Below are 265 nucleotides of genomic sequence, written 5' to 3' on the forward strand. Positions count from 1 at the left end.
CTTTTTCTGTCTCGCTTTCTTGTGGCACGGTATAAAATATTTCGAGCTGATCGGTTGGTGTTATCTGGCTTTTCATATCAATGTTTGTTGCAAGCAGACGAATGATCCGCTGAGAGAGGGCGTTGGACATATTATGACTGAGAATAGCATTATAGAGTGCATCATAAACCGTTGGTAATTGAGCTGTATTGACATGAGAATGTGGAATACCATTCTGAAAGGCAGTTTTTAGTGCTTGAGACATTTGGGGTTCTGCACTTTTAAC

1 pseudogene is annotated in these 265 nt (G+C 40.4%); it reads right to left on the minus strand.

Going from position 1 to position 265, the window contains the following annotated elements:
• Positions 1-265: pseudogene (locus tag ACFIK8_RS09825) on the minus strand (M23 family peptidase); the annotation flags it as partial.

The sequence above is a fragment of the Bartonella sp. MR168JLCBS genome (assembly GCF_042194175.1).